This window comes from Pedobacter cryoconitis (assembly GCF_001590605.1).
Lineage (GTDB): Bacteria > Bacteroidota > Bacteroidia > Sphingobacteriales > Sphingobacteriaceae > Pedobacter > Pedobacter cryoconitis_A.
Map to the genome: position 1 here is coordinate 441,331 of NZ_CP014504.1, position 25,166 is coordinate 466,496.

At 38.5% G+C, this 25,166-nt stretch carries 18 protein-coding genes, 1 tRNA gene and 1 pseudogene; 9 read left to right on the top strand and 11 right to left on the bottom strand.

Features of this window, described 5'->3' with window-relative positions; translation table 11 throughout:
- Nucleotide 1 precedes the first annotated feature (1 nt).
- The 3 genes from AY601_RS01990 to AY601_RS02000 are packed head-to-tail and all read left to right on the top strand — an operon-like array spanning nt 2 to nt 3,524.
- Nucleotides 2-481 carry an OsmC family protein gene (locus AY601_RS01990; RefSeq protein WP_068395668.1) on the top strand — a complete coding sequence of 160 codons (480 nt, stop codon included), beginning with the start codon at nt 2-4 and terminating at the stop codon, nt 479-481.
- A gap of 6 nt (nt 482-487) precedes the next feature.
- Entirely contained in the window at nt 488-1,864 is a 1,377-nt protein-coding gene (locus AY601_RS01995) for a M20/M25/M40 family metallo-hydrolase (protein WP_157287638.1), read from the top strand.
- Nucleotides 1,854-3,524, top strand: a complete 1,671-nt coding sequence (locus AY601_RS02000; protein ID WP_068395672.1) for a M1 family metallopeptidase — start codon at nt 1,854-1,856, stop codon at nt 3,522-3,524. The genes AY601_RS01995 and AY601_RS02000 overlap by 11 nt, the downstream gene beginning before the upstream one ends.
- Before the next feature lie 4 nt (nt 3,525-3,528).
- Here AY601_RS02000 and AY601_RS26175 read toward each other — a convergent pair whose 3' ends face one another.
- The gene (locus AY601_RS26175) at nt 3,529-3,933 is read right to left on the bottom strand and encodes an NAD-binding protein (RefSeq protein ID WP_257722243.1); all 405 of its coding nucleotides are present in this window, start codon (nt 3,931-3,933) and stop codon (nt 3,529-3,531) included.
- Nucleotides 3,910-4,389, bottom strand: a pseudogene (locus tag AY601_RS26180) (NAD(P)-dependent oxidoreductase); the annotation flags it as partial. The gene AY601_RS26175 and the pseudogene AY601_RS26180, both read right to left, overlap by 24 nt.
- Nucleotides 4,390-4,622: 233 nt before the next feature.
- On the opposite strand from AY601_RS26180, the gene AY601_RS02010 reads away from it, so the two are divergent.
- On the top strand, nt 4,623-5,786 hold the full coding sequence (locus tag AY601_RS02010) for a DUF6138 family protein (protein WP_068395677.1): 1,164 nt from the start codon (nt 4,623-4,625) through the stop codon (nt 5,784-5,786).
- Nucleotides 5,787-6,576: 790 nt separating this feature from the next.
- Nucleotides 6,577-6,753, top strand: a complete 177-nt coding sequence (locus tag AY601_RS25490; RefSeq protein WP_157287640.1) for a hypothetical protein — start codon at nt 6,577-6,579, stop codon at nt 6,751-6,753.
- A 278-nt stretch (nt 6,754-7,031) separates the two neighbouring features.
- Here the strand turns inward: AY601_RS25490 and AY601_RS02015 are convergent.
- A tRNA-Pro gene (locus tag AY601_RS02015) sits at nt 7,032-7,105 on the bottom strand.
- 166 nt (nt 7,106-7,271) lie between these two features.
- Nucleotides 7,272-8,297, bottom strand: coding sequence for a GntR family transcriptional regulator (locus AY601_RS02020; RefSeq protein ID WP_068395679.1), 1,026 nt, complete (start codon nt 8,295-8,297; stop codon nt 7,272-7,274).
- Between the two features lie 281 nt (nt 8,298-8,578).
- Here AY601_RS02020 and AY601_RS26185 point away from each other — a divergent pair, with 281 nt between their 5' ends.
- A complete protein-coding gene (locus AY601_RS26185; RefSeq protein WP_257722235.1) occupies nt 8,579-8,710 on the top strand; it encodes a hypothetical protein in 132 nt (43 codons plus the stop codon).
- Nucleotides 8,711-8,865: 155 nt separating this feature from the next.
- Nucleotides 8,866-11,325 (top strand): outer membrane beta-barrel family protein, encoded by a 2,460-nt coding sequence (locus tag AY601_RS02025; protein ID WP_068395681.1) that lies wholly within the window; start codon nt 8,866-8,868, stop codon nt 11,323-11,325.
- 21 nt (nt 11,326-11,346) lie between these two features.
- Here the strand turns inward: AY601_RS02025 and AY601_RS02030 are convergent, their stop codons facing one another.
- From AY601_RS02030 to AY601_RS02060, 7 genes are all read right to left on the bottom strand, one after another.
- Entirely contained in the window at nt 11,347-11,811 is a 465-nt protein-coding gene (locus AY601_RS02030; protein ID WP_068395683.1) for an Lrp/AsnC family transcriptional regulator, read from the bottom strand.
- A 219-nt stretch (nt 11,812-12,030) separates the two neighbouring features.
- The gene (locus AY601_RS02035; RefSeq protein ID WP_068395686.1) at nt 12,031-13,614 is read right to left on the bottom strand and encodes a SusD/RagB family nutrient-binding outer membrane lipoprotein; all 1,584 of its coding nucleotides are present in this window, start codon (nt 13,612-13,614) and stop codon (nt 12,031-12,033) included.
- Nucleotides 13,615-13,625: 11 nt separating this feature from the next.
- Entirely contained in the window at nt 13,626-16,676 is a 3,051-nt protein-coding gene (locus AY601_RS02040; RefSeq protein WP_068395690.1) for a SusC/RagA family TonB-linked outer membrane protein, read from the bottom strand.
- 271 nt (nt 16,677-16,947) lie between these two features.
- Nucleotides 16,948-17,220: a UBP-type zinc finger domain-containing protein gene (locus AY601_RS02045; RefSeq protein ID WP_068395693.1), complete on the bottom strand. Its 273-nt coding sequence runs from the start codon at nt 17,218-17,220 to the stop codon at nt 16,948-16,950.
- A 74-nt stretch (nt 17,221-17,294) separates the two neighbouring features.
- On the bottom strand, nt 17,295-17,918 hold the full coding sequence (locus AY601_RS02050; protein ID WP_068395698.1) for a TauD/TfdA family dioxygenase: 624 nt from the start codon (nt 17,916-17,918) through the stop codon (nt 17,295-17,297).
- Nucleotides 17,919-18,280: 362 nt separating this feature from the next.
- Nucleotides 18,281-18,922, bottom strand: a complete 642-nt coding sequence (locus AY601_RS02055; RefSeq protein WP_068395699.1) for a TetR/AcrR family transcriptional regulator — start codon at nt 18,920-18,922, stop codon at nt 18,281-18,283.
- A gap of 1 nt (nt 18,923) precedes the next feature.
- Nucleotides 18,924-20,186 carry an aminotransferase class I/II-fold pyridoxal phosphate-dependent enzyme gene (locus AY601_RS02060; RefSeq protein WP_232324680.1) on the bottom strand — a complete coding sequence of 421 codons (1,263 nt, stop codon included), beginning with the start codon at nt 20,184-20,186 and terminating at the stop codon, nt 18,924-18,926.
- Between the two features lie 126 nt (nt 20,187-20,312).
- Here AY601_RS02060 and AY601_RS02065 point away from each other — a divergent pair, with 126 nt between their 5' ends.
- Nucleotides 20,313-20,687: a hypothetical protein gene (locus AY601_RS02065; protein ID WP_068395704.1), complete on the top strand. Its 375-nt coding sequence runs from the start codon at nt 20,313-20,315 to the stop codon at nt 20,685-20,687.
- 113 nt (nt 20,688-20,800) lie between these two features.
- The gene (locus AY601_RS02070; RefSeq protein ID WP_068395706.1) at nt 20,801-25,162 is read left to right on the top strand and encodes a CusA/CzcA family heavy metal efflux RND transporter; all 4,362 of its coding nucleotides are present in this window, start codon (nt 20,801-20,803) and stop codon (nt 25,160-25,162) included.
- Nucleotides 25,163-25,166: the final 4 nt, after the last annotated feature.

Genomic DNA, 25,166 nt, shown 5'->3' on the forward strand with positions numbered 1-25,166 from the left:
TATGGCTAAGACACACCAATATAAAACAAACCTCGTATGGGCAGGAAATAAAGGTTCAGGAACAATGGACTACAGATCTTATGATCGGAATTTTATTGTTTCAATTGATCAGAAGCCTGATATAAATGGATCTTCTGACTCTGCTTTTCTTGGTGATAAAACCAAGCATAATCCTGAGGATCTGCTGGTTTCATCTATCTCATCCTGTCATATGCTCTGGTATCTTCATCTGTGTTCACAAAATGATATTATTGTAATGGACTATAAAGATGAGGCGACAGGAACAATGACCGAAAATGCAGATGGGAGCGGGCAATTTTCAGAAGTTATTCTGCGGCCGGTAGTGCTCATTATTGATGAAGCAAAACATGAAAAGGCAATTAGTTTGCATGCAGAAGCACGTAAAATGTGTTTTATCGCCAATTCATGTAACTTTCCCATTAAGCATTTACCTCAATGCATTGTAGAACCTAAACGCTAATCCCTGATGAAATTAAAATTGATCCTTCTTGTGCTGTTCTCTGCAAACCAATTATATGCTCAGGACACAGTTACTATACGTAAAATCTACGATGAAGCCCTGGTGAATAGTAAATGCTATGAAAACCTCCGTTATCTCTGTAAAAATATTGGTCCGCGACTGAGCGGATCTGATAATGCTCAAAAAGCAGTTGTATGGAGTAAAAAACTAATGGAAAGTTACGGCTTTGACAAAGTATATCTACAAGAAGTTATGGTTCCGCATTGGGTAAGAGGAGCGAAGGAGACAGCTTTTATCATCGACGGTAAAAATCGCATCCCCGTGCCAATTGCTGCATTGGGTATGAGCATTGCTACGCCAAAAGACGGACTTACAGCCAATATTATTGAAGTGCAAAGCCTCAAAGAAGTTGAAGAGCTTGGTGAAAATAAGATAAAGGGTAAAATAGTTTTCTATAATCGTCCTTTTGACCCTAAATTTATCAGTACAGGTGAAGCCTATGGCAGATCAGGCGACCAACGTTTTATGGGGCCGGCAACCGCTGCTAAATATGGTGCTGTTGGTGTAATTGTTCGTTCGCTGACTGAAAGCCTTGATGATTATCCGCATACTGGTGCTACATTATATAATAAAGACGGTAAAAATATACCAGCTGCGGCTATATCAACCAAGGCGGCGAATAAATTGAGCGCTATGCTGAAAATGCGTAAGCTGCCCCTGGTTAAATTCTATTTTAAACAAGATTGTCAATTACTTCCTGATGTATTATCCTACAATGTGATTGGTGAATTGACAGGTACAGAACATCCCGGTAAGTTTATTACAGTTGGCGGGCATCTTGATTCATGGGATTTAGCCGAAGGTGCACATGATGACGGTACCGGTGTTTTACAATCAGCAGAAGTGCTGCGCATATTTAAAGCTTTGAATTACAAACCTAAAAATTCTGTACGTGCGGTCTTTTTTATGAATGAAGAAAACGGCCATAACGGAGGTACTAAATATGCTGAGCTGGCTGCCAAAAATAAAGAAGAACATATCGCAGCTATTGAAACAGATGAAGGTGGTTTTACTCCGCGTGGTTTCAGCTTTGAAGATGTATCAGCTGATTTTATCAAAAAGATTAACAAGCGATGGAAACCGATACTTGAACCTTACGAAACAGATCGTTTAACCATTGGACATTCAGGGACTGATATTGGCCCATTAAAGGAAAAAGTTCCCGGCGTTGTTCTGATTGGCTTCAGACCTGATTCTCAGCGCTATTTTGATATCCATCATTCTTCAAATGATGTTTTTGAAAATGTAAATAAACGTGAGCTTGAATTAGGTGCTGCAAGTATGGCTTCACTGATCTATTTGATAGATCAGCATGGACTGTAAAAAAGCGTTATACCTCTGGCTTGTTGTTTTTTTTACAAACCTGCCGGTAAAAACTAAAGCACAGTCATCTGCACAAAAAATGACTTTTTCACGCGCTGATACATTAAAAGGAAATCTTACTCCATTACGGAGTTGTTATGATCTTAATTTCTATCACCTGGATGTGAAGTTTAATATCGACAAGAGATTTATCAGTGGAAGCAATCTGTTTAGATTTACAGCAACACAGGATTTTACAAGGTTACAATTTGATCTTTTTGCTAATTTAAATATTGATAAAATCGTTTATCATAATCAGGTACTTCCGTATACACGTGAATTTAATGCAGTATTTATTTCTTTCCCGGAATTGATTAAAAAAGATAGTAAAGATGAGTTTACTGTATTCTATTCTGGTTATCCGAATGTAGCACTTAAAGCACCCAGAGAGAGCGGTGTTGTATTTGCTAAAGACTCACTGGGTTATCCACTGGTCGCAACGGCTTGTGAAAGCAAAGGGGCAAGTATCTGGTGGCCTAATAAAGATCATCTTTCTGATGAACCAGATAGTATGCTGATTAGTGTAAGCGTACCCAAAGATTTGAAAGAAGTATCTAACGGGCGTCTGAGAAAAGTTACTGACCTTAAGAATGGTTATAAAAGATTCGATTGGTTTGTAGGCAATTCCATTAATAACTACAATGTGGCGGTAAATATTGGGAATTACACGCATTTCAGTGATAGTTATACTGGTGAAAAGGGAAAGCTTACCCTGGATTACTGGGTATTGCCCTATAACCTGTCAAGAGCGAAAGTTGATTTTGCCAAGAATGTAAAACCCTTATTAAAAGCATATGAATATTGGTTTGGCCCTTATCCTTTTTATGAGGATGGGTATAAGCTGGTGGAAACACCCTATCCTGCTATGGAACATCAAAGTGCGATCAGTTATGGTGGTTATATGCGGGGCGGTCCGAAAAATGAATTGATAGGTGTACCGGGAGGGGAGAAATGGGATTTTGTGATTGTTCATGAAAGTGCACATGAATGGTTTGGTAATAATATTACGGCTAAAGATCTTGGCGACCTGTGGATACACGAAGCTTTTGGGAGCTATGCAGAATCTTTATTTATAGAAAAATTATATAATAAAAACGCAGGACAGAAATATCTATATGCTAACCGTGCAGGTATAGCTAACGACGGATTAATTGTTGCGCCCTATCATGTCAATCAAATGGGATCAGGAGATATGTATTCGAAAGGGGCCATGTTGTTGAATACAGTCAGGACGATTATTAATGATGATGAAAAGTGGCGGAGTATTTTGCGTGGATTAAACAAAGAATATTATCATCAGACAGTTACCTATAATCAGGTTGTTCATTACATTAGTATGAAATCCGGCCAAAACCTGGAGCCAGTATTTGATCAGTATCTCCGCTACAAAAGTTTGCCTGTTTTAGAGCTTGCAGTCAAAAATGGAAAACTTAATTGCAGATGGATTGCAGAAGCTGAAGGTTTTAACATGCCTATACGAGTTAAAATATCAGGTGGAGCGTATCACTTCATTTATCCCTCTGCTAAGTTTGCGCCAATAGATTTAGCGGGTATATCAGCAGAAAATATAGAAGTTGATACCTCCAATTATTATATAGGATTAATCAGACCTAAAATATAAGCTATTACAGCTGTTTCTTAATGGCAATAAGATCTTCATTGCCAAATTCTGCTTCTGCCTCCTGAAAAGTTTTACAAACTGTATTCCCTAGTGGAGAATCCAGACCTTCTGCCTTTGCCAGCCTCAGATCTTTAGTCAGGAGCTTTAAAGCAAAGGCAGGATTATAATTGTCATTAATGATCAGCTCGCCTTTTAACTTCATGAATATGCTACCTAGTGCTCCATTATTGATTATGGACATGATTTTTTCTGCTGAAATACCATGCTGCTCACCAAAATTAATAACCTCCGCAAGTCCTTGCGCTTCAATAGCTAAAAGTGTATTGATGCTTAGTTTAGCAAGATTTCCTGCACCAATTTCGCCAATAAGACTGGATGAGCTTCCTAAAATGCCGAACAGCGGTTTGATGTTTTCATAAACCGATTCTTCGCCACCTGCCATAACCACCAGTTTTGCTTCTTCAGCCTGCTTAACGCTGCCTGAAACAGGGGCGTCAAGATAAAATGCGCCTTTTTCTTTGCAAAGTGCAGCCATTTCACGATTGATTGCCGGAGAAACGGTACTCATATTTACAATAGTTTTACCAGTAAGTTCAGCAGACAGAATTCCTGTTTCCGATTTAAAAATATCATCAATGGCCAGGTCATCGGTCACCATTAAAAATAATACATCAACCGTATTGGTCAATGTTAATACTGATGGAGAAACCACTGCACCTTTGGTTGCCATAAGTTGTGTATCCTGCTCACTTCGGCCATAAACATAAACCTGATAACCTGCTTTTAATAACTGTCCTGACATAGGCTGCCCCATTTTTCCCAGGCCAATCCAGCCAATCTTTTTATTTTTCATTTCTCTACGTTTAAATTCTTCTTTTAATTGCTGTTAAGAAAAGCCGGTCAACCTGATCAAACTCTCGAATATTCAAAATTACATTTTCAGCACTTAAATTCAACTGTGTTCTATATGAATAAAGTATTTTCTTTAAGTCCTGACATCTATGGGAGAAATGAACAAAATGCAAAATTTTTCAGCAATGTTCGAAAAACATATAAATTATAGTTTCTTTGTCAGCAGACAAATACAACAGATTAATAATGGAAAATAAAAGAGATTATTTAATTTTTGAGGATGTTAGTTCTGATTCCTCATTAAATGAATTGTTCGATGCTTGTGTTGCCTCTATATTAGAAGGAAAGGCGCAGGTGTCCAATACCCGTGAAGAGCCTGAGTATCCATCTTATGAATGCTTTCTTGTGAACGGACGGGAAATTTTAGTAGATGCTCCATTGGAATATTATTTATTTAAACTTGATAATAGCGGTTTCGTATATGAAAAGGCAAGGGATTTTTCTGATACTATGCGGAAGCTCTGTGGATTGCAGTGGCATGTGGATAGAATCTTGTCAGACTGGGTGGATAAAAATGTCTGTGATCCATTTTTAGAACAGACTATCGATAACGATGGGTACGACCATTATAAGTTAAAACCCGGCAAATCTATTGGCCAGTTGCAGGAAGATTATTTGCGTTTTGCCTGCTATATTGGAGTGTGCTTTGTAAAATTCGGTGGAAGCGAAGGCCAGTACACAGCAAATAATATTTTTAAAATGGCCAAAGCAATTGGCAGTGACTTACCCTTGAAACTGAAGAAACAAGGCAGCGGAGACTTGCCCCTGGAGATAGCGCAATACAAAGACAGCATAGTTTCCTGCGATGCTAATGATGTTTTTGCGACTATAAAAATCACATTAAAAGAAGAGAAAGAAGAAGCCTATCTGCTGGTTTTGAATTTTCTTTGCCGTTTGTTAGCATTTGGTTTTCCCGGGTCTTACACCATAACTTTCAAAAGTCCGGAAAAGAATTGGCTTCCTATTAAGGGATTGCAGAAAAAAGGCGTTCATCAGTTGTTTGCGAATGCAGCAAGATGGCCAGCCCTGTATGGGAAAATTGAAGATTACGCAAGGCTGGCCATGAAGGAATTTGAATGGTACAATGATTTCGAAGCAGAGCACTGTGCTATGCCTGGTAGCTTTGCTGTATTTACATTAGGGCTTATGGACGAAAAATATCAAACACTTATCTGTGATTATTTGAATATATGCGATGAAGAACATCAAAGTATACAGGGCGAATTTGTATTAGCATATATTGAAAAATATGGTTTTACCGAAAAAGGTCTGGAGCTTTACGATTTATGTGAAAAGAATATACAACAACTGCCCAAAAAACTATCGGTTCAACACGCGAAGTTGAATTAGATGTGATGCTATCACCACATTAAACTTAATCTGAAAAGTATATATTAAATGGATAAGAACGAAACCACTGCGTTTAACAATGAAATCGGCCAGGATTCCCTTTGAAAATTTACAATTGAAAATTACCATAAATAGTTTCTTTTCCATAAATGTAAATCATTAACGTTAAAGCGCATCATCAGGAGTAGAGAATGTCCGTAATTGTCCGCAGCTGTCTGCAATTGTCCGTAGTTGTCCATGCCTTAGTCAAAGGAGAAATCCTAAGGTTTATGAATCTTCAGTTAGTTGTGCTTTTTGACACGCTAAACAGAAAGTCTTTGCTGTCACGGATGCTCTTATGCCTGTGGGATTTGCGCTGAAAGCTTTCAATTTGCATGGGAATGACTCGGCCGAAAGAAGGCCGGGCTGTTCGTAAATAAATTCAAAACAGCTAAATAATAAAGCTATATCGGCCGGGTACTGCCTGAGTACTGGTCGGGTACTCGTTAGGGTAAGAGCAGTGCTAAAGTAGCGCGAGAGCATGGCAAGTCCAAGTCAAAACAACTAGTTGAAATGACTTGGACTTGCCATAGTTAAAGCCTGTTCTCAACCTAGTGTCATCCCGACCACCACTCAGGCACAACCAAACCATAACTAGTTGAAGATTAATGAAATTATAATTTTCCCTTGGGCTAACCCATGGACAACTGCGGACAATTGCAGACAGCTGCGGACAATTACGGACATTTTTTACGCATCAGGATAATCTTTAACGCGAATAGCTTACATTGGTGGAAAGCAATTATTTATTATGGGAAGTTTAACGGGTAAATTTTCAAGGGGAATCCTGGACGATTTCATTTTTAAAGCAGCAGTTTGGCGTACAGGTTGTTTCAAAAGTTCTGTACCGGGCAAAAGGAAACAAACAATGGAAACCCAAAAGCATCAGAGAACTTTCGTAAAAGTAGCAAGCCTGGAAAAATCATGATCTTTCCTCTCCCTAAGAATTCCGCTGAAGCGTTGGCCGATTTCTTATCAAAGTAATCAGGAGCGTTTAATACTGATAGATTGAACTATAAAATCAGGGAGTAATTAGCTTATTAAAGAATCGTAACCATCTGCTTTGAACTCAAAAAATATCAAACCCAAAACTTGAAATTTAATCCCTAATCCACAAGTTTATGACTTGATCCATTTAAACTCGCGCGGCTTTAGAAAGTTTATGTATAAAAAAAGAGGCCAGAAGCCTCTTTTTTTGAATTTAAGTCGGGGTGGCAGGATTCGAACCTACGACCTCCTGCTCCCAAAGCAGGCGCGATACCGGGCTACGCTACACCCCGAACTTGATCAACATTCCAGTTATTAATAACCTTCGTTGTTGTTGGGATTGCAAAAGTACAATAATATATTTAGTAAGCAAACTTATTCTTGTTTTTTATCATTAAATAATTAATAAATATAAGCTATAGTCCTGTAATCAGTTGATTAATTGTTTTTTATAACTCATCAAAGAGAATTTCTTAAAGTTACTTTAAAAGGAATTTGAATGTGTTCAGAGGAATTACTAAGCAGTAATTCGGCAGCTTTTTCTCCCATCATCTTAAAATCCGTTGAGATTGTAGTGATTCCATCCAGGATAATTTTTTTAATAGGAGTTTCATTGTAAGATATTACGCCGATGTCTTTTCCTATCTTGTAATTCCCCTCAATGATCTTTTCAATCAAGATAACCAGATCATCCTCAATCAGATTGATATATACCGATCCATACTCCATTTCATGATTATCAAGATTATTCAGTATCTCATTGTCATAGTTATAGTGCTGACAGAAACGCAGAAAGCCAATTAATATTTTTTTTGAATAATAAGAATTCTGCGGAAAGATTATTTTTAGCTTATTATACTTTGATAATCTATCAATCAGCTTTTCCAGCGCAGAAAAGATATCTTCTTCAAAATTCTCATATACTGCTCCGAAATTGCCCGTTACACCTTCAGCAAGTTTATCCATCAGTATGAGTTTCTCTTTGGCAATCGTATCAATCAGTTTATAGCCCATTTCTCTGTTTTCATAAAAATGAGGGATAATCACACACTTGGCATAATGATCTGTCTTATCCAGCAATAACTTCTTAAACACATTAAAATCATTGTTATAGATATAGAAATCAATAGCAGCCTCATTTCCCAACGTTTCGGAAAAAGCATCATAAATGAGCTTTTTATGGATGCTCAGCTTATTGAAAAGCAATAATACTTTTACTGGTCTCTGGAACTGAGTATGGACAATAAAAAAGCCTTTTCCGGCGACAGACTGGACTAAACCCATTCTTTTGAGTTCATTATAAGCGCGCTCTACCGTACTTCTGGCAGTTTCCAGCGCATAGCTAAACTCATTGATGGAGGGGAGTACATCATTTTTTTTGATCTGCCCGGACTGAATCCCCTGCAGGATTGAATTGATCAGTTGCAGATACTTTGGGGTAATAGAATACGCATCAATCCTTGCAATTTTCAGGATGTTGTTCATGTTTAATGACAATTCTTTAGACTAATAAATTTACAGAATTAGCGTCCCGGCAAGAAATTTAGAAAAGAATTTTGCTTTCCAGAGATAGTTGGTTTTACTTGGTTACAAAACTTATTGTTGTCTAATCAAAATTATCAAATGATTATAATGTACTGATATACAGTATTTAGCCTGCTGCTGAAAGCCCTGTTGAAATCCAGTCCAGATTAATCCTTTAAGCAATCCCCACGTCTATAGTACAGGTTATGAAATTAATAGGTTAAAAACTAAAACACACAAAAATGAAAACATTTAGAAATCTAATGCTATTGGCAGTAGTAGCATCCTTATTAAGTTCCTGCATCGTTCAGGATCGTGGATACAGACATCACAGAGGTGGTTACGGTGGAGGTTACTGGCATCGCGGCTATTAATCTATAATTAGCAAAACATAAGGGTGATCAGCATCAAGACTAACATTTCAAACAGGAACTGGAAGTTGGATACTGGTCACCCTTTTTTAATAAATTTTTAATACTGCTGTAACCTTTTATCTGCTTAGTCATCTTAAAGACATAACCTTTAAAAGATGAGAAGACTAACCATTGGTATTTTGGCCTGCACAATCAGCCTCTTTACACTTTCCTCAGCAAACGCCCAAACTAACCCAGGTACCGGTAAACTTAGCGGTAAAGTTTTGGATGAAAAACATAGCAATCAATCCTACGTTTCAGTAAGTTTATTAGCAGCCAAAGACTCAACTCTGATTAAAGGCTCTATTACAGATGATAACGGAAGCTATCTTTTCGAGCGTTTACCAGAAGGACAATATCTTGTCGCTTTCAATATGATAGGTTATAACAGAGTTTTTAAAGGCCCGTATGCTATCAATACGGCACATAAAACTTACAACATTGATAATGTAGAGCTGGTTCCGGCTTCTAAACAGCTGAATAATGTTAATATCATTGCCCGCAAACCTCTTATAGAAAGGCAGATTGATAAAACAGTATTAAATGTAGAAAACAGTGTTTTGGCAGCAGGGAATACTGCGCTTGAAATCCTGGAAAAAGCACCAGGAGTAAGCGTTGACAAAGACGGCAACGTAAGTCTCAGAGGAAAAACAGGAGTAACAGTTATGCTCGATGGCAAACCAACTTATCTTTCCAGCGAACAATTGGCTAATCTTTTGCGCTCTACAGAAGGAAATGCAATACAATCTATAGAATTGATCACCAATCCATCAGCAAAATACGATGCTGCCGGAAACTCTGGAATTATTAATATCAAACTAAAAAAGAACAAAAATTATGGTACTAACGGCTCACTAACAGCAGGAGCAGGTTATGGTAGATATTATAAAGTAAACAGTGGATTATCGCTCAACCACAGAGAGAAAAAATTTAACGCATTTGGTGAATTTAATTATGGGAAGAATAAAAGATTCCATGACCTGGATATTGATCGTGTAAACAATACCGAAGCAGATCAAACCTTTTTCAGACAAAAAAGTACACAGATAGGGGAAAGACAGAATTATAACTATAAGGCTGGGCTGGATTATTTTATTAATGATAAAAATACTATTGGTGTAGTCGTAAACGGCTACAACGCTACCGGAAATAATAAGGATACGAGGGTAGTGACGCTGATTGGAAGTCAGCCCTTGAAAACAGATTCATCAGTTATCGCCCTTAATCCAAATCAGTATAAATATACAGGTATCACTTACAATTTGAACTATAAAGGTACGATTGATACTGCAGGGCAGGAAATTTCGGCCGATGCTGATTATTCCAGATATAACGGATTACAGAACTCCAATTACAATAATACTTATTTAAATGCTGACGGTCAGCCTTCTAAAGTACCATACATTTTTAGAAACAGGACACCATCATTGGTCAAAATATTAGTTGGAAAGGTAGATTATACCTTACCTATTAATAAAAAGATGAAACTGGAGACAGGGCTGAAAAGTAGTAAAGTCAGTACCGATAACGTCTCTTCTTTTGAAAACTTCCTGAATAATAGCTGGCAGAATGATCTTGCCCGAAGCGATCATTTCATCTATGATGAAAATATAAATGCAGGTTATGTAAACCTGAACCGTGAATTCAAAGGATTAACTGTACAATTAGGGTTGAGAGCGGAACAAACGAATTCTAAAGGTAATTCTGTTCCTAAACAACAAATTTCTGACCGCCATTATTTTGACTTGTTTCCTAGTGTTTTTGTAAACCGTGTACTTTCTAAAAATCATGAAGCTGGCTTTTCTTACAGCAGAAGAATTGACCGCCCTAATTACGAAGATTTAAATCCTTTTGTGTATTTCGTAGATTTATATACTTACAGCATGGGGAATCCATTTTTAAACCCTCAGTACACAAATTCGTTTGAGATTTCTTATTCTTATAAAAAAACGATAAATGCTACACTTGGCTACAGCCATACCAACAATGCAATTTCAAGAGTACTGGTTTCTGATACAGCGAAGAAAACATTGTTTATTTCTTCTCAGAATCTTGCGCAAAAGAAATCTTACAGCCTGAACATCAATTCACCTCTAACCTTGTTTAAGTGGTGGACAACAAACAATAACCTGACTATTTTTTATAACGAATTCAGTACACCTAATCTTTTGGGCGTGCCTTATAAAGGAGGCAAAACAGCTTTTAACTTTAACAGTAATCAGACTATCACTTTGAACAGTACCACGAATTTTGAACTATCAGGTTTTTACCGTTCAGCACAGATTGATGGAACATTGGCGGTGAAACCTATATATGGTATTGATTTAGGGATCAGTAAATCATTCATGGAGAAAAAACTAAGTCTGAAATTAGCTGCAAATGATGTCTTCAACTTACAGAAATTCAGAATTACCAGTGCGATCCCATCACAAAATTATAGCGTTAATGAAAAAAGTGAAACCAGGGTTTTCCGGCTAACTTGTAGCTATAGATTTGGCAGCACGTCCATTAAAGGAGCCCGTCAACGTTCTAAAGGATCATCTGAAGAAGAAGGCCGTGTTAAATCAGGAGGATAAGCCCAGCATTTTAATTGCAGGCTATAAAGGTAAACCGATTTCTGACTTAGCCTGCGAGATCACCAATGAACTATGTACATTACCAACATTTTCAAGTGGGGCAATCTTTTGACGAAGAAAAGCATTATAAGCATGCATATCAGGAATGATAATCTTGAGCATAAAATCATACTTGCCAGTGATATGATAACATTCCAGCACCTCAGGATAAGAAATGACAGTTTTCTGAAATGATGCCAAAGCATCCTCACTATGGCTGGTCAGTGCAATCTGAGGAAAAGCAACCAGAGAAGTTGTTATTTTTTCTCTGTCCAATATGGCGACATACTTCTTAATATAGCCCATTTCTTCCAGTCTTTTTCTCCGGTCAAAAATCGGAGAAATTGTTCTGTTCAGCTGATGTGCAAGCTCTTTATTGGTCAATCTTCCATTTTCCTGCAGAAGATTTAATATTCCCAAATCAGTAGGGTCTAAATGCGAATTCATAACTAGAATTATTGGCTTGGTGTAAACTTATTTGCAGGCGGATGATGACTCAAATATAGCGTATTTCATAATTGAGTAGGCGCTAACTCGTATAAAAAATGGGTTTATAAGGGATACGATGCTAAAAATTATCTATTACTAATAAATGATAAAACGATTTTATACTAGCGCACGACCCAAATATTAGCTGAATCGTGCGCAGTAATTTTATTTTATTAATTAAGGCTGGTTCCACCAAAGCGGTGTTAATAACCGGGTCTTTTCAGAGTTATCAGCTACATTCTTCGGATTTCTTGTCGCTTCATTAGTCTCATAAACCATAGCCTGTATCCATGGATCAGCATCATTTGATGAAAAAATAGTTGTATTGATATTTAGCGGTTTTTTAAGCCCGGGACCATAAATCTCTTTGCTATAATCCATTCTGCGCATGTCTACCCAAGTCTCATTATTTAAGCACTGCGTAATATATTTCTGGCGGAAAATGTGACTTAATCCTTGCGTCAGACTGGAAAAATGTGAAACAAGACCATCACCAAGCTGTGCCGTCCAGTAAGCATTTATTTCAGCAGCATTCACCCCTAATTTTCTCATATTGGCTTTTACCCCTAATTCATAGTCTGCTAAAGCACCCGCTGTATTACCAGAACGTAATTTGGCTTCAGCTTCGATTAATTTCACTTCCGAATAAGTAATGAAAGGGAACGGAGAAGTCTTATTGGTATAATATCCACTTTTGCTAAACGGACCATAATCAGCAATAGCTGTTTTGGTAGCATCACCATTAGACCCATCTGCTAATATGCCTTGCCCACCAGCAAGGGCGCCTCCAGACCTCAATCCTCTATACTTTCCATCAGCTGCTGCGGGAAGCATAATCTTTGTAATCCGCGGGTCCTGGTAAATGTTATTGGTTACAGGAAAGCTCGTTAACATATTGACGAAGAACTGGCTCCACGTAAAATACCTTGGATCAGTAGTACTGGTAAAACCACCCCAGCTTGACCATGGACTTTCATCAGTTTGCAGTCCGCCTTCTATATAGTCAAATTGTGCATCCATACCATCTGTATTAAAAGCATTTTCGCAGGCCTCTATAACCTTTGCCGGATTATAAAGTGCTGTCTTTTTTGTTAAATGATTCAGGTAACGTGCTTTCAACGCATAAGCAAAACGTTTCCATTTACTGACATCACCCTGATATAGGATATCCCCATTTTTAGAATTCAGTGCTGCCGTTTTATTTGTTCCATCAAAGGCGACAATTGCTTCATCCAATAAAGTCTGGATGCGTTGATAGGCAGTTTGTTGGTCATCAAAAGAAGGAACAAGATTGATACCTGAAACTCCATTGTAAAAATCATTCACTACAATGGAACCATATTGATCCGTCAACATGCCAATATTTAAAGCCAGCAATGTCTTACCTGCTCCTGTGAAGTGCGGATTTCCTTCAGTTTCACCCAGATTAATTAAATCGACACAGTTTGGCATCGTATAGACATAAGCATTCTGCCAGAAAAAATAGGAAGCTGTATAACGCCACTGCTCTGCGTTTCTGTTAGTTCCAGTATTTAATTGTGTGGTTCCATATTGCACTAACCCAGCAATTTCTCTGGAACCACGCCACATCGAAGCGCCATTGGTTGTTGTAATTGCACCAACTAAACGGTTTGCAGCCGAAACAGAAGTTGGATTGTTTGGGTCTGTATTCACATCCAGATATTTTTTGCAGGAGGTGGTAGTCATTGCTAAAGCACCAAGGCTTAAAACTGAAATAACTTTTATAGATAATGCTTTCATGATTGATAATATTAAAATGATAATCTTAAACCCAAATCAAATCCTCTGGTTGCCGGGATACCCAGGTTGTCAAAGCCAAATGACCCAGAGCCATTCACTCCGGCACCACTGCCAGACACTTCGGGATCCACACCAGAATATTTAGTGATCAGGATCAGATTCCGGCCAGTTAATGAAATCTGTAAATTAGATAGTCCAACACCCTTAATCCTTGTTTTCGGAAAACTATAACTTACAGTAGCATAGCGCAGGCGGTACCAGCTACCATCTTCCACAAAATCGTATCCTTGTTTGGCATATAACGTTTGATAATAATTCTGATCTAGTTTGATACTCTTAGTATTGGCTAATCCTGTAGACTCTATAATCCCATCAAAAACTTTAGTGGTTCTGTCCAGTGTTTTTTTACTGGTACCCGAGTAAACCATGGCATTTTCTGTGTTATTGAAAATATCACCACCACGTCTGATATCAATCATAAACGACAAAGACAGGCTTTTATAAGTGAAAGTATTGGTAATTCCAACTGTGAAATCTGGATTTCTATCACCAATCAGGCTCAGCGCAGGCGCTACCTGCGGAGCTCCATTGTTATCTAACAGCAGTTTCCCATCACTATTGGTTTTCCAGGTCGTACCATTGATCCCAAATAAAGAACCATCTAGAAACGCGGCGGCCTGTGCTACATTAGTGCCCCCGGCAGCTACCCACGCATCTGATAATTCTATTCTGTCTAATTCTCCTGGTAATGATTTTACTGTTGATTTATTCTTTGCAAAGTTCAGATCTACAGACCATCTGAAATTTTGATGGACAATAGGCTGGATATTTAATATAGCCTCAACACCCCGGCTATTGATAGAACCTCCATTCAGATAGGCCAGAAATGCACCAGACGAAGGAGTTGTACGCGTACCAAGAATCTGATTATCTGAAGTAGAATTATAGTAAGTAACATCCAAACCCAATCTGCTTTTGAAAAACCTGATGTCTGCTCCAATTTCAAACGAATTCGTGAATTCAGGTTGAAGCAGCGGATTTCCATAATAGCCACCTGAATTTATAATGAATCCCCTTGGATTAATCGTAGAGCTATTAGTGGTAGTACCTAATGTGGTAGCCAATACATATGGGGGGGCATCCTTACCAACCCTTGCCCACGAAGCTCTGAACTTTCCAAACGAAAAGACCTTATCATCCGATTTAAGACCCATTTCCTTTAATACTTCAGAAAATACAACAGAAGTACTTACTGCAGGATAAAAGAAGGAGCGTGCATCTTTTCTAACCGTAGATGACCAATCATTACGCCCGCGTAAATTCAGATAAACCAGATTTTTATAATCCAGGTTCAAATCTGCAAAAACGCCCATTATCCTTCTTCTGGTAACATTATTAATACTTGTCCTGGTATTTGGTAAAGTATTATTCAGCGAAGTGAATGTAGGGTCAATGAAGCCCAGACCCGTTGTCGTTACCCCTTCGTATGCCGTTGATTCAAGATTGTGGCCAAGCGTAAGGCTGGTGTTAAAATCATTCCAAAAAGTTTTTTTTCCAGTAACCAGCAAGGTAGAAGTCGTGATCTGATTGGTAGAAGCAACTTCAGAAATAGCTCCTTTTTCTTCACCAACAACTGTTGTTCCGGAGCCCCTGATACTCTTAAACTTTTCATTGTAGAAATCCGTTCCTAAACGGTAAGTTACATTCAGGAAAGAAAAAGGATCATATACGATGTTTCCATTGGCGATTATCCTGTTCACCTTGTCGGTAATGGGCTTATAATTGCGGCTCCAATACGGATTATCCAGACCAGTAAGTGTACGCTGGCTGCCATCTGGATTTAAATAAATACGCATGTTATCACTTGTTGGCCATAGGGCTGCACCCATTACACCGCTGCCACTGCCCTGCAAAACATATTTACGGTCAGATTCTACATAATTCAGCGTTCCGCCAACTTTTAGCTTATCCGAAATTTTGCTGTCTCCGCTTAACCGGAATGATTTACGCTTATAACTGGTGTTTTCTACAATTCCTTTCTGATCCAATAAACCCGCAGAAGCAAAAAAAGTAGTTTTTTCATTGCCGCCACTTGCTGAAACATCATGTGTTTGTGAAAATCCGGTTTTAAAGAAATCATCAAGATTATTATATACAGGTTCCCCCGGATTTAACAGTGAACCCCATGAACCAGTCGCTACTGCATTAGAAACACCCTGTTCCCCTTGTTTGTAAGTAGATTGAAGTTCTGGCAGCTTATTGACCCGGTCAAAAGAGAAATTATTTGAATACGTAATTTTACCGGCACCCAAAGCCCCTTTTTTAGTGGTAATTACAATTGCACCCGAAGCCGCACGTAAACCATATAATCCAGCAGCAGCAGGTCCTTTTAATACGGTGATGCTTTCTATGTCCTCGGGATTGATGTCAATAGCCCGGTTTGAGGCCGGGGCCGCACTTGCAACTAATCCACCCTGAGAAACAGGTGTACTATTGTCAATTGGGATACCATCTACTACAAAAAGCGGCTGGTTATTCCCACTTAACGAAGACCCACCACGAATATTAATGCTCGCCGAAGAACCTGGAGCACCACTTGAATTGTTGATTTGTACCCCAGCCACCTTTCCCTGCAATGCATTCACAATATTAGGCTGATTAGATTCTACGATCTCTTTTGCCTTTACATTTTGTGTGGCATAACCTAGTCCGCGTACCTGTTGCTTCACACCGAAAGCGGTTACAGCAACTTCAATCAAGCCTTTGGAATCTTGCTTCAGTATAATGTTGATCCTGGCTGTCGCTCCAACAACTTGTTCCTGGCTTATTGAACTAATAAAGGAGAATACCAGAATTTGTCCTGGCGTTGCCTTAATTGAATAATTTCCGTCTGTGTTTGTCATCACGCCCAAAGTCGTTCCTTTAATTTTGACGGTCACGCCAGGCAGTGGTAATCCATCTTCTGCTGAAGTTACTTTTCCTGACACTATTTTTTCCTGCCCCATTACCTGCATGGAAAAAAATAAGACAGTCACCAGGAATAAGGGTATAATTTTCTTCATTTCTTAATGATTTAGGTTAATTGTTAGGTTAATATATAATGGAAATAAGATAATAAATCCTGCTGATACTGCGTGATTTTATCTTTATATAAACCAGAAGACAAAATCATGATGCCAAAAAAAGCCGATTCAAAATGCGGCGATTATTTTTCAGGAAGAAATAAGAGAGTGATAACCTCTGAACCCCATAAGTTCGGGAGAATTGGCTGAGGACGTAAACGAAATAAAAGTGGGGAAGCAGAACGGACAATAATGACCATTCTGCAGGTCATTAATATTCTACAAATACCTCGTCTGGATAACACCACAACCAGCGTTCTCCAGGTTCAGCAGATGAAATTACCGGATGTTTACTTTCATGATAATGTTTGGTCATATGTTTTTGTGGGGAATCATCACAGCAAAGCGTTTGCCCGCAAGTTTGACAGACACGTAAATGCATCCACTCAGTATGATGCTTGATACACTCTTCACAAACATAATCTTTACTTAATTTGACGTCTTTAACCGCAGTAATATGGCTGCAAACTTCTTGTTCATCCATTTCCTTATTATTTATGTAATATAAAGTTAAAAAATATATCTGATCAGTTTGTTTGGATCCCTTTTGTCAAACCCTTATTTATAATACAATCTGACACTTTTAAATTGGCGGCCATTATCGTTTGAAAAATTGGTTCTGCTGTGTATAATTCTGTGATTATTGAGGACTAAAAAGTCTCCTTCATTCAGATAATACTGCTCTCCGATTTCATTAATTATATCTTCAAGCTTTTTGAGCACATCTTTAGCAATATGTAATAAGGTTGTTGTATTAATCGTTTCCCCATTATAGCGCAGCTGATACTCGTTGTCTTTTTTAGTTAACACCGCAGCTTTACCGGAGCTGAATTCGAATATTGGTGTACTTAAAATGTCTATATCAATTTCGGTTAATTTGGCCAGAATATTATCGACATTGCATAAAATTGCTGGCTTATTATCCTTATACGCTGAATTCAGACATAAATGTGCTATAACATCATGAAAATAATCCTCCTCACTGGATACCTCAAAATATTGCTCTGTAATTGGTGAACCGACTTCATTGCAAATTGATTTAAAAAGATCAAGGGGATTGGCAGAAGTATTTTTAACAATACATCCAAATTTGTCTTTGTGTAAATTTTCGGCTACTGATGTGGAAATGGAGGCGACGTAGTCATGTCGCAGTTCCTTATTCTGGAGATCAATGATATGCATAATTGTTAAATTTAATTGTTTAAATAGGTAGGTAGTTTTAGATTTTTTTCTGGTTTACATTTCTCTTTATTTGCTATTTATATTCTTAAAAGTTATTTGTTAATCATTAAATGCAAGATTAAATACTATTTCTTGATATTCCAAAGAATATTTCACCTATTAGTGAATAGTGCAACTTGCTTATACTGATACTTATCGAATGCTAAATTCTTAAATTTATTTGCACGAAAATCAAAATAATTCAGAATAGAGCAAATAGGAGTAAGAATCTATCAACAGCGGTGAGAATAGCCTATGAAAGATGCTGATGTTAAATGGAAAAGGAAATTTACTGAAGAATGGAGCGGGGGAGATTTTATAGCCTATTTTTTAGCCTTGGTATAGCTCCATTCAACAAGCTGGTGAAGGCTTTTGATAATTCTTTTTTGATCGGGCAGTTCATTAATGTCCAGGCCGCAAAATGTACTGCCATTTGACTTTGCGTGTAAAACCAGGTAATAAATCCCCCCAATTAAAAGGGCCTGGATAGCTCTTATATCTACATCGGTCCCTCCGAAATGCGGATCGGTAAGTTTAAAAAGTTCGTTGCCTAAAATCTCTCTGGCATCAGCTATTTCCCGCATCAGTGCGTTCTTCTCACTGATTTCCCAAAGAATAACTTTCTGCATTTCTTCAGCATCAAGGAAAAAGTTAAACTGGTCAACTAAGATCTGACTGGCAAGCTCCTGACCAAAATTGCCTTGATTGGCTTCAATTAACCCTTGTATACCTTCCGAAAAAGCACTCCAATAATCTTTCTGCCGTACATAGGTTTCTACAAGCTTGTCAACATTCTCGAAATACAGATAGATAAGTTTCTTGTCAGCTTTGGCTTTAGCGGCAATATTATTCACCCCCAAACCCTTATAACCTTCAGTCTTTATAATTTCACCAACGGCATTCAGTAATTTCAGTCTGGTTTTTTCTTTATTTCTTATCGGTCCTTCGGTAACTTTTCTGACCATCTTATACGCTTTGTCCTACAATATCAAGTTTTTGATTTACAAATTCAAACGCATTCAGGGCTTTATCTAATTGTTCCCTCGTATGGGTTGCCATTAAACTCATCCGTATCCGGGCATCTTTTTTTGCTACAGCAGGATACAATATTGGATTTGTATAGATACCAGCCTTCAGTAATAACTTGCCAGCATCACCGGTTTTATGAGGATCACCGATTTTAACAGGGACTATAGCAGATGCAGTTGTCCCCGTATCTATTCCTATATCCTGAAGCCCTTTCTTGAAATAATTGATATTTTCCCAGAGCTTTAATTGCCAATGCGGTTCTTCATCAATTAATTCAATCGCTTTAATGATACCTGCTGCTGCAGGTGTGCTCGTGGCTGAGAAAATCTGCTGCCTGGACTGAAATTTAAGAAAATTGATCAGGTCAGGATTTGCAATCACATAACCGCCGATATTTGCGAATGTCTTGCTGAAAGTTCCGGAAATAATATCGACCTCCTGTAATAAATCATGTTGCTCCAGGGCCCCCCTTCCGGTCGCACCCAGCACTCCGATCCCATGGGCATCGTCTACCATTACATAAGCACCATACTGCCTGGCCAATCCGATAATTTCCCTTAAAGGTGCAAGATCGCCATCCTGAGAATAAACACCATCAACAATTACCAATTTAGTTCTGTACTGAGATCTGGCAGCTTTTAAAATTCGTTCCAGAGACTCCATATGGTTATGAAGAAATGTTTTTGTATTCGTTAATATGCAACCCTCATAGATACTGGAATGCACAGCCATATCCACTATTGCCAAATCTTCTTTCTGTAACAGGCTCATTAAAGTAGCACTATTAGCCGTATAACCGGTGGTATAGATTACTGATGAATCTTTGCTCCGCTTAAAGAAAGCAGCAATTTTCTCTTCTAAAATCTCATGATAAGAAAAATGTCCACCAATTAACGGTGATGCTCCTGCACCAGTACCGAAGTCTGATATTCCCTGAATAGCAGCCGCTTTTACTTTTGGATGCTGCGTAAAACCCAGGTAATCATTAGAGACAAAGCTCACATAATCAAAACCATCCTCATGTATTGAAGTTTTTACACGCATTTCCGGACCGCAGCCTGAGAAATTCTGAAGACGGTAATTCATATGGCCATTGTCTTTCATGTATTGAAGGAAATCGCCGAAAACAGCTGCTCTATCATACATATCATGGCCTTCAATGTTCTCGAAATTTTTAAAAGTAGCAGTAGTGAAATCCATTTTCATGGCTATTTAAGATTGAGAGGTGAGCGAAAATAATTTAATACAATGCTAGTTAACGTTATTCAAGTTTGCAAATAAATTTCACGTTATATTGAATGATGATGATTTGTCTATATTTACAGCGTGAAAAAGGCATGTTTATACGTACTATTTCCAATTCTTTTTCTGAATACCTCTTTCTCCGAAGTATTCAAACTGCCTCATCTTGTCTCACATTTTCAACAGCACCACCAACAAAACAGTCAGGTTGGGATTATCGATTTCTTATCCATGCATTATTTTGGGGAAGATTTAAACGATAATGATGATGAAGAGGACATGAAACTGCCATTTAAAAAGATCAGTAGCCAGGGACATATTTCTCAAGCTATTTCTTTTTCAAAAACTATTCAATTTAAACAACACTATATCTTTTTGGTAGAAGCCCCTGTTAAACCCGGGCAACACTGGCTGTGCAATCCTGCACTCGACAATTTATTCAGGCCACCCAGAGTATAAATTCTTCTTTTAAAATTCCGCAGAAGCCATTTAACCGGCTTTAATTAGTGTGCCATAGAAAAAATGTCTCTATAGCACTGACGTATTCCTGTTTTTTAAAATAATTAGAAATTATGCTTAACCTGATTATTAGCTTTTCTATAAAGAATAAGCTGATCATTGGTCTTTTTGTACTCGCGCTAATTGGCTGGGGTACTTATGAGGTCACCAAATTACCTATAGATGCACTTCCCGATATTACAGACAACCAGGTCCAGGTGATTACTGTATCACCCTCTCTTGGTGCACCAGATATCGAAAGATTAATTACATTTCCTATTGAACAAGCCTGCAGCAGTATCTCTGGTCTTAAACAAATCAGAAGTTTTTCTCGTTTTGGACTTTCCCTGGTTACTATTGTATTCGATGAAGAGACCGATGTTTACTGGGCAAGGCAACAGATCAGTGAGAAATTACAACAAGTTCAACAAGAGATTCCTGCCGGTGCAGGATCTCCTCAAATGGCTCCTGTTTCAACCGGACTGGGCGAAATTTATCAATATGTGGTCAGACCACTCAAAGGGTATGAAGCGCAGTACGATGCTACAGAACTCCGGACCATTCAAGACTGGATTGTACGCCGCCAGCTTTTAGGAACCCCCGGTATCGCGGAAGTGTCCAGTTTCGGTGGTAAACTCAAACAATATGAAATTGCTGTGCGTCAGGAACAATTAAAAGCCCATAATCTTACCATTGCTGATGTATTTGAAGCGCTGGAAAGAAACAATGAAAATACCGGTGGCGCTTATATTGAAAAAGGTCCTACCGTGTTATACATCAGAAGTGAAGGATTAACCGCTACAACGCAGGATATTCAGCAGATCGTTGTCAAAACATTAGAGAATGGTACCCCTTTACTGATGAAAGATGTTGCGACTGTTCAGTACGGAGCTGCAATCAGGTACGGCGCAATGACCTATAATGATCAGGGAGAGGTTGCCGGTGCCGTGGTCATGATGCTGAAAGGAGAAAATTCTTCAGTAGTCGTTAAAAGAGTTAAAGATAAGATTGCTGAAATACAGAAAATGCTGCCAAAAGGAGTAGTTATTGAACCTTTTCTGGATCGGACTAAAATGGTGGATAACGCTATTCATACTGTAGAAACCAACTTATTAGAAGGTGCATTGATTGTTATTTTTGTTCTCGTATTCTTTTTAGGTAACCTCAGAGCAGGGCTTATTGTATCGTCAGTTATTCCGCTTTCGATGTTATTTGCAATTATTCTCATGAATAAATTTGGCGTTGGCGGCAATCTGATGTCATTGGGAGCCATAGATTTCGGACTGATTGTCGATGGGTCTGTTATCGTTGTAGAAGCAATATTACACCGTTTTTCGCATTCCAAACAATTCAGAAAAGCAGGACATATCAATCAGGATGAGATGGATAAAGAAGTAGGTAAATCTACTGGCTCCATGATTAAATCGGCCGTTTTCAGCCAGATCATTATTCTGATCGTTTATTTACCAATCCTCTCTCTCGAAGGCATTGAAGGAAAGATGTTTAAACCGATGGCATTTACAATTGCATTTGCTATTCTTGGTGCATTTATATTATCCATTACCTACGTTCCCATGATGTCGGCCCTATGCCTCAGTAAAAATTTGAAGCATGAAAAAAATATGACTGACAGGTTGATGGCATGGTTGGAAAGAAGATATCAGCCCATACTCAGTAAAGTATTACATTTTCCTAAAACTATCATTCTGGTTACCCTTTCACTATTTGTGCTCGCAGTATTTATACTTACCCGTTTGGGCGGAGAATTTATTCCCCAGCTGGAAGAAGGTGATTTTGCCGTTGAAACCAGGCTATTGACGGGTAGTAACTTAAACAACACGATTGAAACAACGCAGAAGGCTTCTAAAATTCTCCTGAAAGAATTTCCTGAAGTCCAGAAAATCGTCACCAAGATTGGAAGTGGCGAAATCCCTACAGATCCGATGCCTTTTGAAGCAGGTGATATGATGGTTATTCTTAAAGATAAAAAGGAGTGGACTTCAGCTAAATCATTTCCGGAATTAAGTGCGAAAATGACCAGGGCACTTGAAGTTGTTCCAGGTATTACAGTTGGATTCCAATTCCCTGTTCAGATGCGTTTTAATGAATTGATGACAGGAGCAAGGCAAGATGTGGTCTGTAAGATTTTTGGAGAAGATCTGGATTCTCTGGCGAATTACGCACATCGCCTAACCGGAATCATTCAGACTGTCAAAGGAGCTATTAATATTTATGAAGAAAAAGTAAATGGGATGCCACAGGTTGTGGTTAAATACAACAGAGAAGGCATGGCTAAATATGGCTTGAATGTGAGTGATGTAAATCGTGTCGTGAATACAGCTTTTGCCGGGCAGGTAGCAGGACAGGTGTATGAAGGAGAAAAGCGATTTGACATGGTGGTCAGATTAGACGGTGGGGCACGCAAGAACATTGCTGACATCCGTAACCTGATAGTTCCGGCAAAAACCGGTGGTCAGATTCCATTATCACTGGTCGCATCGGTAGAAGAAGTAGAAGGAGTGAACCAGATTCAGCGGGAAGACACCAAACGCAGGATTATTATTGGTTTTAATATCAAAGACAGGGATGTACAATCCATCGTCGAAGAATTACAGCAGAAAGTTGGAAAAGAACTCCGCCTGAATAAGGGCTATACCATACAATACGGAGGGTCTTTTGAAAATATGACCGCCGCCAAAGCAAGGTTAAGTATTGTGGTACCTATTGCACTTTTACTTATCTTTTTGCTGCTGTACTTCGCTTTTAGTTCAGTAAAACAAGGATTGCTTATTTATACTGCAATCCCATTGTCAGCAATTGGTGGGGTTCTGGCACTGTGGATGAGAGATCTTCCTTTTAGTATTTCTGCCGGAGTGGGTTTTATCGCTTTATTCGGAGTTGCTGTTTTAAATGGAATCCTTTTAGTAACTGAATTTAACCGTTTGAAAAAAGAAGGCTGGACAGATGTTAAACGTATTGTGATACATGCTACCAAATCCAAGCTCAGAGCTGTCCTGATGACTGCTCTGGTCCCTTCTCTTGGATTTATTCCGATGGCTATCAGTACTGGTGCTGGTGGTGCTGTACAGAAACCACTGGCTACAGTTGTTATCGGTGGTTTAATTGTCTCGACCTTACTTACCCTATTCGTTTTACCTATGCTTTATATACTTTTTGAAAAAGGATTCAAATATTTCAGGCCACAGAAAGCGATAGCTGTCCTGATTATTTTATTCTCAATCAGCTTTCATGCAATCGCTCAGGAAAAAATACATTTGCCAGCGGCGATAGACAGCGCATTAAAAAATAACAATGCTTTGCGTGTTTCCGCACTGGAAACCAATTATCACCGGGAATTGAAAACAAGCAGCTTTGATGTTCAAAAGGCAACTGCAGGATTTGAATTTGGTCAGTATAACAGTTTAAACAATGATAACAGGTTTTCGATCTCGCAAAGCATCGATTTCCCTACTGTATACACCAGGCAGTCGGCTATTTATAAAACAAATATCCTGATTAGTGAAACTGGACAGCTACAACAGCAGCTAGGGCTCAAAACAAGCGTTAAGTCTACCTATTACGGATTGCTGGTTTTGGAAAATAAACGCAGGCTATTGCTACAAGCTGACAGCATTTATGGTAACTTTCTGAAGAAAGCTGAACAACGTTTTAATTCAGGAGATGTAGACGCACTAGAACTCGTCACTGCCAGAAATCAGCGTTCACAGATCTCTAACCAGCTGGAAATTCTAAAAACAGACTATGAAGTGTTATTGAATCGCTTTAACCTTTTGTTAAATAGCCAGCAGAAAATGGTTCCAGAAACCGATAGCGTGTTATACAAACTTTCTTCTTTGCCACCAGCAGATAAAATAGCAGATAACCCTTCGTTAAAATTGCAACAACAACAAATCCTGCTCTCTCAACAGCAGTACAAATTAGAAAAAAGTAAGCTCATGCCTTCCTTAAATCTTGGTTACAGTAACGCCAGTATTGTAGGCTTGCAGACTACAGCTTCGGGCACTGATTTATACTTTGATAAAAGTAAACGTTTCTCTTCTGTAAATGTCGGTGTTGGAATACCGCTGTTCTTTGGTGCACAGCGTTCAAGGATCAAAGCCTCGAATGTATTAATCAGGCAGCGTGAACAGGAGTTTTCTGTGATTGAACAGGAGTTGACTAACAGGATGGGAGATGCCTTGAAAATCTACGCACAGCAAAGCAGGCTGGTGACTTCTTATCAAAACTCAATTCTCCCGAATGCATCCAGGATAATTACCATTACTACCGATAAATTAAATGCAGGAGAAATCGGTTATCTGGATTGGGTGATCCTGATCAATCAATCTATTCAGATCCGTAGTGAATATTTCAATACCGTTCAACAATTGAATGAAGCGGCTTTTGAAATAGAAAAAATAAGTGCCATTAACTAAGTTT

Coding starts and splice junctions, on each gene's coding strand:
- AY601_RS01990 (WP_068395668.1), top strand. CDS start 2: ATGGCTAAGACACACCAATATAAAACAAACCTCGTATGGGCAGGAAAT.
- AY601_RS01995 (WP_157287638.1), top strand. CDS start 488: ATGAAATTAAAATTGATCCTTCTTGTGCTGTTCTCTGCAAACCAATTA.
- AY601_RS02000 (WP_068395672.1), top strand. CDS start 1,854: ATGGACTGTAAAAAAGCGTTATACCTCTGGCTTGTTGTTTTTTTTACA.
- AY601_RS02010 (WP_068395677.1), top strand. CDS start 4,623: ATGGAAAATAAAAGAGATTATTTAATTTTTGAGGATGTTAGTTCTGAT.
- AY601_RS25490 (WP_157287640.1), top strand. CDS start 6,577: ATGGGAAGTTTAACGGGTAAATTTTCAAGGGGAATCCTGGACGATTTC.
- AY601_RS02020 (WP_068395679.1), bottom strand. CDS start 8,297: ATGAACAACATCCTGAAAATTGCAAGGATTGATGCGTATTCTATTACC.
- AY601_RS26185 (WP_257722235.1), top strand. CDS start 8,579: ATGAAAACATTTAGAAATCTAATGCTATTGGCAGTAGTAGCATCCTTA.
- AY601_RS02025 (WP_068395681.1), top strand. CDS start 8,866: ATGAGAAGACTAACCATTGGTATTTTGGCCTGCACAATCAGCCTCTTT.
- AY601_RS02030 (WP_068395683.1), bottom strand. CDS start 11,811: ATGAATTCGCATTTAGACCCTACTGATTTGGGAATATTAAATCTTCTG.
- AY601_RS02035 (WP_068395686.1), bottom strand. CDS start 13,614: ATGAAAGCATTATCTATAAAAGTTATTTCAGTTTTAAGCCTTGGTGCT.
- AY601_RS02040 (WP_068395690.1), bottom strand. CDS start 16,676: ATGAAGAAAATTATACCCTTATTCCTGGTGACTGTCTTATTTTTTTCC.
- AY601_RS02045 (WP_068395693.1), bottom strand. CDS start 17,220: ATGGATGAACAAGAAGTTTGCAGCCATATTACTGCGGTTAAAGACGTC.
- AY601_RS02050 (WP_068395698.1), bottom strand. CDS start 17,918: ATGCATATCATTGATCTCCAGAATAAGGAACTGCGACATGACTACGTC.
- AY601_RS02055 (WP_068395699.1), bottom strand. CDS start 18,922: ATGGTCAGAAAAGTTACCGAAGGACCGATAAGAAATAAAGAAAAAACC.
- AY601_RS02060 (WP_232324680.1), bottom strand. CDS start 20,186: ATGGATTTCACTACTGCTACTTTTAAAAATTTCGAGAACATTGAAGGC.
- AY601_RS02070 (WP_068395706.1), top strand. CDS start 20,801: ATGCTTAACCTGATTATTAGCTTTTCTATAAAGAATAAGCTGATCATT.